At 67.3% G+C, this 10,960-nt stretch carries 9 protein-coding genes and 1 pseudogene; 8 read left to right on the top strand and 2 right to left on the bottom strand.

Annotated elements, in window-relative coordinates:
- On the top strand, window positions 1-531 hold a 531-nt coding region (locus AC6CID_RS24720; protein ID WP_498354638.1), incomplete at its 5' end, for a CoA transferase.
- 99 nt (window positions 532-630) lie between these two features.
- Here the strand turns inward: AC6CID_RS24720 and AC6CID_RS24715 are convergent.
- Together AC6CID_RS24715 and AC6CID_RS24710 are read right to left on the bottom strand one after the other, a co-directional pair.
- Window positions 631-1,560: a LysR family transcriptional regulator gene (locus AC6CID_RS24715; protein ID WP_498354640.1), complete on the bottom strand. Its 930-nt coding sequence runs from the start codon at window positions 1,558-1,560 to the stop codon at window positions 631-633.
- Between the two features lie 724 nt (window positions 1,561-2,284).
- Window positions 2,285-3,433 carry a hypothetical protein gene (locus AC6CID_RS24710; protein ID WP_254704888.1) on the bottom strand — a complete coding sequence of 383 codons (1,149 nt, stop codon included), beginning with the start codon at window positions 3,431-3,433 and terminating at the stop codon, window positions 2,285-2,287.
- Between the two features lie 367 nt (window positions 3,434-3,800).
- Between AC6CID_RS24710 and AC6CID_RS24705 the strand changes: the two genes are divergently transcribed.
- From AC6CID_RS24705 to AC6CID_RS24675, 7 genes and pseudogenes are all read left to right on the top strand, one after another.
- A complete protein-coding gene (locus AC6CID_RS24705; RefSeq protein WP_498354637.1) occupies window positions 3,801-4,979 on the top strand; it encodes a site-specific integrase in 1,179 nt (392 codons plus the stop codon).
- A gap of 269 nt (window positions 4,980-5,248) precedes the next feature.
- Window positions 5,249-6,280, top strand: a complete 1,032-nt coding sequence (locus AC6CID_RS24700) for a tyrosine-type recombinase/integrase (protein ID WP_498354639.1) — start codon at window positions 5,249-5,251, stop codon at window positions 6,278-6,280.
- On the top strand, window positions 6,280-6,606 hold the full coding sequence (locus AC6CID_RS24695; protein WP_033098544.1) for a helix-turn-helix domain-containing protein: 327 nt from the start codon (window positions 6,280-6,282) through the stop codon (window positions 6,604-6,606). The genes AC6CID_RS24700 and AC6CID_RS24695 overlap by 1 nt, the downstream gene beginning before the upstream one ends.
- 771 nt (window positions 6,607-7,377) lie before the next feature.
- A complete protein-coding gene (locus AC6CID_RS24690) occupies window positions 7,378-8,709 on the top strand; it encodes a hypothetical protein (RefSeq protein ID WP_498354636.1) in 1,332 nt (443 codons plus the stop codon).
- Window positions 8,687-9,754, top strand: coding sequence for a site-specific integrase (locus AC6CID_RS24685; RefSeq protein ID WP_498354635.1), 1,068 nt, complete (start codon window positions 8,687-8,689; stop codon window positions 9,752-9,754). Before AC6CID_RS24690 ends, AC6CID_RS24685 begins: the two co-directional genes overlap by 23 nt.
- 240 nt (window positions 9,755-9,994) lie before the next feature.
- Complete coding sequence (locus AC6CID_RS24680; RefSeq protein WP_157127000.1) at window positions 9,995-10,138, top strand: hypothetical protein; 144 nt, start codon at window positions 9,995-9,997, stop codon at window positions 10,136-10,138.
- A gap of 63 nt (window positions 10,139-10,201) precedes the next feature.
- A pseudogene (locus tag AC6CID_RS24675) lies at window positions 10,202-10,812 on the top strand (IS3 family transposase); the annotation flags it as partial.
- Window positions 10,813-10,960 lie beyond the last annotated feature (148 nt).

The raw sequence follows: 10,960 nt of genomic DNA, 5'->3' as shown, positions 1-10,960 counted from the left end.
CGGTCCGGCAACCACCACCCGCAGATCGCCCCATACGGCAGCTTCCGGTGCGGGGACGGATACGTGCAGATTGCGGTGGGCAGCGAGGCGATCTGGGCGAAATTCGCTCCCGTCGCCGGGTTGTCCGCGAACGATCCCCGCTTCAGCGTCAACCGGGACCGGGTCGCTCACCGTGACACGCTCATCGCCGCTATCGAAGCGGACTTCACCCACCGCACCAGGACCGAGATCCTGGCCGCCCTCGAGGCTGCGGGTGTGCCGGCGGGTTCGATCCGCACCATCGACGAAGTTTATGAATGGGAACAAACCCGCAGCCAAGGCCTCCTGCTCGAGGTCGATCACCCTGTCGTCGGGCCGGTGCAGTTGCCGGGGCCCTCGCTGCGTATGGAGACCGCGGACGGCCGGTCGTTGGTGCGCACCGAGCACGCCCCTCCTCCGGTTCTCGGACAGCACACCGAGCAGATCCTCGACTGGATCGGCACCAGCGACGTGGTCGACCCATTCGATATCCGCGTCCCCGCGCAGGCGTGACGGTTCCCGGTAGTGGGTGAGCGGAGTTGGGCAAGTCTGCAGTCTGCAACTCCGCCCACTTCACTCCTCGCGCGATCACCCAGAGATGTGGGCGCACGGTCACGTCGATCCGTCGCGACCTTCGCGTTCTCGGTGACGCGGTTCCGGAAGCAGTTCGTTCCGGCGGCTGAGGATCTCCTCGTGCAGTACGCGTCGAACCGCCTGCACGGCCGGGTTGGTCAGGCTTTCCCTGCGCGCCGCGATGGAAAAGAAGAGTCGGACGTCGACCATGTCGACCATGACCCGGCGAAGGTCGGGGTGCTGGTCGGCCATGAAGGCCGGAAGCAGGCCGATGCCGCCGCCGGCGCGGGTCGCCGAGACGTGCGCAAAAATGTTGGTCGACATGAATTTTGCGGTGACACCCGGCAGGTGCCGCTGCAGGTCGAGGTCCCCGACCTGCAGGAGGGAGTCGACGAAGAAGATCAATGGGTGGACCCTCAACTCGTCGAGGGTGGTCGGTTCGCCGTAGTCGCGTAGGTATTGGTCGCTGCCGTACAGCCCGAGTGAGTATTGACAGATCCGTTCCGAGACCAGTCGGCTGCTGATAGGGGTTCCGACGGCGACGGCGATATCGAACCCCGCCGGTTGTAGATTCAGTTGCCTTGTGGCGGTGATCAATTCCACGACCAGATTGGGGTGGTTCATGCGAAGTTTCGCCAGGGCCGGGGCGACGAACATCGGACCGAATCCGTCCGGGGCCGTGACGCGGATGGTTCCGCGGAGCAGATTCTCACTGATACCGGCGACGACGTCCGCGGTTTCCTGGACGGCCTCCTCGATGAGCCGGGCCTTTTCCGCGACGGACCGCCCGACATCGGTCAACTCCCAACCGTCGGTGCTGCGCTGCAGCAGACGGACCCCCAATGCCTTTTCCAAGGCAGTCACCCGTCGCGAGACGGTGGTGTGGTCAACGCCCAGGTCTCTCGCCGCCGATCGGCGACGGCCGCTCCGCGCGACCGCAAGCAGATACCGGAGGTCATCGGACCGGATACCTCTCGCATCGATCGTGGCCGCGTTCTGCGGGGGTGTCTTACCCTCGACATCCTCGTGCGTCGGCTCGTGGCGAGGCCTCGTCGGCGTCCGCGTTGTTCATCATGACGGCAGGTCACCTCGAACGATCTCCGAACTTCGAGCCGAGAGTAGAGCGTTCCGCCGCGGCTCCGCGGGAAGAGTTGCGGCAAGCAGTGCTTGTAGGTCGATGCTGAGACGGCGCAGCACGTCAGGGTCCATGGCGGCAACATCGTCGACGGCACGTGTAGCCGACAGCGCCGCAGTCCGGCGCTGGGCACTCGAGTCCGGCTTCGTCACCGGCGCTGGACCAGGAATATACATGGATGACCAACTGTAGCGCTCCCAACTTTCGTGATCTGAGACCTAAACAGCTGTGGGTTCTCACCGAACTTGTCACTTGGCGATGCCTCCTGAGAACCATCCCCGTCCCCTCACGGCATGAGTCGAAGTCGATCAGCCAGGGTCGAGTCCCGCTCCATTCAGGACTCGTACCCGACATGCGAACCCGACTGAGAATTTCCGCCGGAATGTCAGTAGCGATTCCTTCTTCGACGCCGGACAGTGAGCCTGAGCGTCCTCCTTCGTGACCTCAACCCGGGCAGCCCACCAAACGTCCCTGCCCGCCTAATCCCCCTCGGCACCGGCCCACACCCAGATTCCAGCTTCTCGCCTTGCGAAGAAACATCCTGAGCGCTCTATCTCGTCACGGTTGTCTCCGGAGAACGCTGGCAGGCTTCTCCTTGACGTGCGTCAGCCCGGTCAGCGGGTACCCGAGATCGACCACGACATGCGTTGTCGTGTCCGTGTGCTCAGGCGCCGGGACCGCCCAGATCTTGCCGGAAAGATCGGCGACATAGGCTCTCTGCCCTTCCCGGTCGACGGTCAGGCCGATGGCCTCCTCGAAACCGTCGGCCAGGAGCTTCGGGGTCTCACCCTTCTGCCCGCCCGGCGGCACCGCCGCACGATTGAGCGAGTTCCCCCCGGGCAGAGCACCGGCACCGCGATCGGTCCAGAACAGGCGCCCGTCGATGAGCTCCAGGTCGATCGGGGCGGGCAGGTGGTCCCACAGCAACTCGATGTCGCCTCGGTCCTCGGCGGTCTCCCCGTCGGGGATCTCCAGTCCGGCGCGGAAGATCTTCCCATCCCCGCCCTCGGAGGAGCCTTTCTGGCTCCAGTAGACGTGCCCGTTGGCCTCGTCGATGGCCACGCCGACGATCCAGTCCCGTTCGGCCCCGGAACCATCCCGTTTGACCAGGTCCCGCAGTCCTGTGCCGTCGATGCGGGCGGTGGCCAGAGAGAAGCCCTCACGGTTTCCCCAGTACAGGTTGCCTTGGCTGTCCAGGGCCAACTGCTTGCCCGTGGTCGTCCCGCCCGGGGCAACGATGTCGCGGCGGTTGCTGCCATCGACGTCGATGGCGTGGACACCTCCGTCGATATCGGCGTACACCGCCTCACCGGCGCTGTTGATGGAGGTCCGTTCTCCCATCGTGGTCCAGAAGACGGTGGTGCCATCGCACACCACGCCGTCGGGGTGGGGCCCGGTGTCGGTGATGATGACCTGACGGCTCCCGTCCGGCAGATCGATCAGCTCGATCCGGTCCAGATCCCGAGCCAGGGCCAGAAGCTGTGGCATGTCGAACTCCTTGGTACTCGAGTACAGTCTGAGGCAGAGCAGGGCCGCTGACCAGCGGCGCCTCAACACTGTGGCAAAGCGGCGCTGTGGCGTTTCTGCCACATTGTTGAGAATTTCCGCCGGAATGTCAGTAGCGATTCCCGTTTCGATGTCAGTGGCTGAGTCAGACCTGCGGATGGAATGTCCGGCGCTGCGCTCCCCCGGCCACGACGGATGCATTCTGATCACTCGCGAGTCCCATGCTCCGTCACATTTCCCCAAGGTCAGCCCTACGTCAGATCTACTGACATCGAGTGGGGAAATCCACTGACGGAGATGGGAAAACGCCAGCTCATGGCACTGACATCCCGGTGGGAAGTCTCAGGAATATGACACGCCGGTGACACGAAATCCGGAAAATGACACGTCCCCGCGAAACCTACAAATGGGATAAAATACGCAAAACGGTCACCTGGGGGTTGGTCACTCCCGGTTTGTGCGGAGTCGGTGCCGATAATTGACATTATCGCACCATCACCGTCGAAACGCCTGATGAGCGCGTTTTCCGGTGGAAACCTGCCCGAATCGGCCGGTAGGCTCCTGTTCCGTGCCCGACGACCTGCTGATGCGCCGCCCGGACCCCTCCGACGCCCCTGCGCCGACCGCCTCGGACCCGGCTGCGCCGCCCGTCCCGGTGTTGCCGACCGAGACCCTCACGAAGGTGACGGGGACCGTCTCACGGTCGCGGTCCGAGTCGACCCGCCGTAACTACGCTGCGGACTGGGCGCGGTTCACCGCCTGGTGCCAGCGCGAAGGCCACGCGGCGTTGCCGGCGCATCCGCTCACCGTCGCCGCCTACCTCTTGGGCGCCGCCGCAACCGTGACGGAGGCGGGGGAGCGGGCCTACTCACCCTCGACGTTGGCCCGGTGGGTGGCCGGGATCGGTTACCACCACCGCCGCGCCGGCCATCCCGCCCCTGGTGGCGACGAACTGGTCACCGCGACCCTGTCCGGGATCCGCCGGGACTACGCCGCGGCGGGGGAGCGGCCGCGCACTCCGCGGGCGCCGTTGCTCACCGCGGACATCGTCACCATCGTCGAGACGATGCGGGCGGACAGTGGCAGTTGGGCCGCGGAGGTGCTCGAACGCCGCGACAGTGCGGTCCTGCTGCTCGGCTTCGCCGGGGCGTTCCGCCGCAGCGAACTCGTCGCCTTGACCTGCAGCGACGTCTCACTTCATCGATTGGACGGGTTGCACATCCACCTGCGCAAGTCCAAGACCGATCAGGAAGGGCGGGGGAGTATCCGGGCCCTGCCGTTCACGCACAGTCATGCGAGTTGTCCGCCGTGTGCGTGGCTGCGGTGGGCGCAGGTCGTCGCCGCCTTCGACTCCGGGGGCCGGCCCGCCGTCATCCGCCTGCTGCGCACCGCCGAACCGTTCGAGGCGCATGTGTGCCGCGGATCCCGGCCCCGCATGGTCCCGTCCTCGCCGTGGTTGCGGTCGATCCGTAAGAACGGCAACCTCTCCGACACCGCGTTGTCGGGGGCGGCGGTGCACAAAGCCATTCGTCGCCGCGCCGCGCAGGCCGGCTACGACCCCGAGACCGTGCAACAGCTCGGTGGGCATTCACTGCGAGCCGGGTTCGTCACCCAAGCCTTCCGCAACGGCGCGAGCGCGCACGCGATCATGCGCCAGACCGGGCACAGCACCCCCGCCATGCTGGAGACCTACGCCCGCGAACACGCCCCACTCATCGGCAACGCCGTGACGAATCTCGGGTTGTGACCGCGAAACCGGGCGGAGTTGCATCGGATGCAACACTGCGCAAGTGGGGGAGAAGTGCTCGACGTGCGGCGAAGGGGGCGTGCCCGTGCGTCGAGTATCCGGCCTGCGTGGGCCGTGACCTGGCAGAACACCTCGTTTCGGCCACGCAATTCAACAATGTTGTGTTCAATGCAACATATGGAGTCGGTGGTCGATCCGCCCGGTGCGGCGCATCTGGTGCTGCCGATGCGGTGGTGCACCTGGATCCGCAGCAGGCGGTATTCGAGGCGATGCTCGCCGGGTGGCAGCGACAGCAACGCACCCGGTTTCTGAGCGAGTCCGGCACGATCGGTCCGCGGGTGGCGGTGGTGCGGCGAATGGCCGAATTCACCAATTCGTATCCGTGGCAGTGGGAACCGGCCGACGGGGAAGATTTCATCACGCATCTGCGTTCGGAACTGCGGGCGCGACCGATCGTGGTGTCCACCGCGCGCAGCTACGAGATGGCGATCGCGTTGTTCGTCGAGTACATCACCGATCGTCGGTACGGGTGGCCTGCGGTGTGCGAGCAACGGTTCTCGCAGGTGCCACAGCGAATCTTCCACGAAGGCAACACCATCGCGCATGTCGCCGACGTCGAGGGACAGCCGGGGCGGCGCCCGTTGACCTACGACGAGGTCCAAGCATTGTTCGATGCCGCCGACGCCCGGGTGGGACAGATCCGGGAGCGGGGTCGCAAGGGCGCGCTGACGGCGCTGCGGGACGCGGCGCTGCTCAAGACCGTGTACGCCTACGGCCTGCGCCGCCGGGAGGCGTACGGGCTGGATCTGGCGGATCGGCGGCACAGTCCCACCGCGGCGCAGTACGGCCGCTACGGGGCGTGGTTCGTGCGCTGGGGTAAAGCGTCGAAGGGCGGTCCGCCCAAGCGTCGCACCGTACTCACGGTGCCGGAGATGGACTGGATCGTCGAGGTGCTCGAGCACTGGGTCACCGAGGTGCGTCCGTTGCTGCGTCCGGGTCCGCTGGCCGCGGTGTGGGTCAACGAACGGGCCGGGCGGATGTCGATGCGCAGCATCAACGAGGCCTTCGCCTCGGCTCGGCAGGCGGCCGGGTTGCCGACCGAGTTGGATCTGCACTGTCTGCGTCATTCCTACGTCACTCATCTGGTCGAGTTCGATTACCCGGAACGGTTCGTCTCCGAGCAGGTCGGGCACCGCTACGCTTCGACGACGGCGCTCTACACGGGGGTCTCGGACGAGTACCGGCGCCGGCTGATCCGGCGCGCCTTGCAGGACCGTACCGAACTGTGGGAGCAGCGCTGATGATCAAGAAGATGGGCTACCGCTGGAATCTGCGCAAACGCATGGCCGAGCAGGACATGTTCGCCACCACCGACCTGGTGCCGCTGTTGGCCGAGCGTGGCATCCACCTCTCGCGCGAGCAGGTCTACCGGCTGGTCACCGCACCCCCACAGCGACTGTCGATGGACACCCTCGCCGCCCTGTGCGACATCCTCGCCTGCACCCCGAACGATCTGATCGAGATCGATGTGGTCCACACCCCCGTCGCCAAGACCGGCGGCCCGGCCGAACGAGTTGCCCCGCCGCAGGTTCGGCGCACCACCATCCGCCGGCCGAGGTCGACATGACCGCCGCCCGGGCCCGCCGGGAACGGCGGCAGACGGTACTCGACCGGGTCGCTGCCCGGCTCTGCACGGTGGTGCCCGACCTCGACCCCACCGCCGCTACACGATTCGTCGAGCGTGCCACCGTCGCGCACACCCTGCGACGCCTCGAGACGCACCTGGCCGAGCATCCGGACGCGCTGATCTCCGGGTCGTCGGACGCGCCCATCGCGGTGCAACGGCTGGCCGGGCTGCTGGCCGACGCCGGCCACACCACCGTCGTCGTCCCCGGCTGCCTGCGCTGCGGTCAGCTCGTGCTGTTGCCGCACATCGTCGACGGCGGCCGAGTCTGCGACAACTGCCGCCGCTTCTACCATCGCGCACCCTGCGGACGGTGCGGGCACGATCGCCCGATCGCCACCCACACCGACCGTGGTGATCCCTTGTGCCGCTCGTGTATCCCCCGCAGGCGCGAACCCTGCGGCACCTGCGGACGGGTGCTGCGGGTGCAGACTCGGCGCGCCGACGGTGCCGCGGTGTGCCCCAACTGCTATCGCGCCCCGCAGCGGCGCTGTTGTCGCTGCGAGCACACCGCCTCGACCTACGCCCACACCGCCGACGGTCCGATCTGCAAGTCCTGCTACCGCCGGCCCCTGCGCCGTTGCGGCGCCTGCGGTGAGCAGCGACGCATCGACCGCCGCGCCACGGCAACCAGCCCGGATATCTGTATCCGCTGCCGGACCCGACGCCTGCGGTCGTGCACCGTCTGCGGCACCGCGTATCCGGCCCATCCGCGTGCGCAGCATCCGGTGTCTGCCGTGCCGGGACGCCGGCCACATCCTCGAACCCGAGCTGACCGAATCACCCGGCCGGGTCCGTCGGCGTCGAGACGAAACCGGCCACGACGCCCTGATCACCACCCTGCACGCTGTGATCGCCGAGCCGCAGCGGGGCATCGCCGCTCCACTCACCGTGCTCGACGAGGTCTTCCGCACGGTGCCCAACCCCGAGATCACCCGGTATTGGCTGCGCCGCCGGCGCGGCGGTGCTGCTCTGCTGCACCAGATAGCCCTACGCGCTCACGACGAACCGATCACCCATCAGCTGCTCGACAGCGTCCCCCACAGCGCAGCCCTACCCCGGCTGCGCGATTTGTTCGTCCACGCCGGGATCCTGCCCGACCGCACCGACCTGATCGAACGGATCGGACCCTGGCTCGACGAGATTCTCGAGCGCCACCCCGCCCACCACGGTGAACTGGTGCGCCCCTTCGCGCATTGGCACGTGTTACGGCGAGCCCGCCGCCGCGCCCGAAACCGCCCGGTCACCGACAGTGCCGCCGCCTACGCCCGCAGCCAGATCTCCCTCGCCCTGGACTTTCTGTCCTGGCTCGACGAACACGACACCCCCTTGGCCACCGCCACCCAAGCCGACCTCGATCGCTGGCTCGACGGTGGCAGTCGCTACCGATACTTCCTGGCCAACTTCATCACCTGGGCGACCACCCACCATCGGTGCACCGACCTGGTCGTGCCGAACCCTCACAGCGGCGAACCATCACACATCCTCACCGACGACGACCGCTGGGCAATGCTCGCTCGCTGTCTGCACGACGAGACGCTGCCCCTGCACGTGCGAGCGAGCGGCGCGCTGGTACTGCTCTACGGACGTACCATCACCAGCATCGCCGATCTCACCACCAGCGACATCATCGCTACCGATACCGATGCCTACCTCCGCATCGGCAACGGCACCGTCCCGCTCCCTCCAGCCCTCGCCACGCTCGTGCACAGTCTCGTCGTCGACGCCGATGGCCGCGCCCCCTTCCCGCGTCCCGGCGATACGACCCGCTTCCTCTTCCAGGGAAGAAGGATCGGCAAGCCCACCACACCGAAAGTGCTGGCCCGCAACCTTCGAACCTGTGGGATCGACCCCCGGCCCGCTCGACACGCAACCCGAGCTGCCTGGGCCCGGGAGATCCCCGCCCCCATCGCCGCGGACGTGCTCGGCATCCACATCACCACCGCCACCCGATGGGCGGGCCGCACACGACGGGACTGGACCACCTACCTTGCCATCCGAACCGACACCGCAGGACACACCCATGACAACCCCGGGAAGACATGACGAATACCGCATCCACCGAATACCGTCACTCCGCCAGTCGACCACCACACCCCCTCTGACCGACCACTCGATATCGCTGGCGGGGCTGCGGATCCCGGAGCAGTATCGGCACGACTGGGCGTTGTTCGCCGACTGGTGCCTTGCCGCCGACCAGCGGCCGATCCCCGCCGCCCCGCAGACGTTGGCGATGTTCGTGCGCGAGCATCCCGCGGCGATGGCGACGCAGCGGCGCCGACTGTCGGCGATCAACACCGTCCACACCCGGCACGGCTACCCACCGCCCGGGCGCACCGAGACGGTGCGCCGCCACCTCGACACCACCCGCGGCCGGCGATCTGATCGACTCGCACCGATCCTGCTGCGCACCGCCGCCGCGGTGCCGACCGAGGGCTGGCCCAGTGGACTGTTCGGCCGCCGCGATGCGCTGCTGCTCGTGCTCGCCGCCACCGGCCTGAGCTTTGCCGACATCACCCGGCTGCGCCGCCGCGACATCCGCATCGACGACGGGGCCCTCGAGGTCACCACCCGGGCCGGGGAACGCGTGCGCCTTACACCCGAACCCGATGCTGAGGACCATCTTGGGGTGGCGATCTACCGGCGGTGGGCGCACATCCAGGCGTTTCTCGACGAGAATCCCGGCACGCATCTGTTGCGTCATTACCTCACCGACCCGGTCGACATTCTCACCAATCCGCTCACCGCCGAGCAGGGACGCCAACCGCTGGTGTGTCCGATCGACCGCTGGGGACACCTGCCCCATGCCCACGCGATGACCGCCCAGTCGATCTCGGCGCTGGTACGCGTTCACCTGTCCGGCCGCGCCCCCAACCGCCCGACACTGCCGGCGGCTCCGCCGGACACCGACGAGGCAGGGGTCGAACCCGAGGTGGTTCTCGACCCGGACTACTACGAACGCGGGATCGCGGCTCGCCGTCGCGATCATCAGGACCTCGAGGACCTTGCCGATACCTTCGACGAGATCGAACAGCGCGCCGATGCCCTGTTCGACGACTTGCTCACCGTGCTCGAAGACCTGCAGCCGTAGCTGCACGACGGTGCTCGCCGGCCCCGACAGCGGCAAGTAATGCAAGCAATACCGGCTGTGCCTGCACCTGGTTCGATCTGCGAGCACGCTGTCGACGACGGGCTGAGCATGGAGCCCGGCTCACGGTGTGACGTGGCGACTTCCCCGGATCATCTTCCGGCCTCACCTGTCGATCTCCCACTCCGGGTACCGTGCGGGCGGAAGAAAATCCGGGCGCCCGATCCGGATCGGGGAGACCGGATGATCATCACTGCGGTGAACCCGGATGACGGCGGGGTGCGCGATCCACTCACAAGCCCACAGCTCGGCCAGCCGGTGGACCGGAGGATCTGGTACCCGCTCGTCGTCGACAGTGACATGGACGGTGGTGTCGGGTGCCGCTGAGGATGCCCCCTGGGAGTGGACACCCTGACAATGGTTCGTACAAGAACCAGGAGGGATGCTCACATGGGACGCCAGTCTCACTACCCCGAGGAGTTCCGCCGGGACGCGGTCTCGTTGTATCGCGCGGCCGCCGGTACCCGCACCTACGCGGCAGTGGCTGCGGACCTGGGCATCAGCAGCGAAACGCTGCGCACCTGGGTCCGCAAGGACAACGCGGCTGGCCGAAGCTCGGCGGACCGCGGAGCCGGCGTCGAAACCCCAGCCGAGGAGTTGGCGCGCCTGCGATCGGAGAACACTCGGCTGCGCAGCGCCGAGAAGGAGTGGCAGCTCGAACGGGAGATCCTGCGCCGGGCAGCGGCCTATTTCGCGCAGGAGATGAAGTGAAGACCTGCCGCTGGGACTTCATCTCCGCTCATCGCGCCGAGTTCGGTGTGCAGCGGCTGTGCCGGGTCCTCGGCGCGTCCCGGTCCGGCTACTACCGGCACCTGGCCACCGCCGATGCGCGCACCGAGCGTGCCGCCGAGGAAGCTGCCACCGTCGCACAGATCCGCCGGATCCATAGTGAGCATCGCGGCGGGTACGGTGCTCCCCGCATCCACGCCGAACTGCGCGAACTCGGGGTGGGCATCAACCGCAAACGAGTGGCGCGGGTGATGCGTGAGCACCGCATTGTGTCAGCGGTCATGTAATTCCCCAGGTTGAGGGGTCGACCCGTCACGTAATTCCTCACCCGCCTGTCACGTAATTCCCCACCCTTGGGGCGTGTCGGCCGGGGTGTGGGTGCTGCTGCAGGTTCGCTTCTTCCCAAGGTCCACCGAGGGC

The sequence above is a fragment of the Rhodococcus sp. GQ147 genome (assembly GCF_059759155.1).
This window is presented reverse-complemented; position numbering and strand designations above follow the sequence as displayed.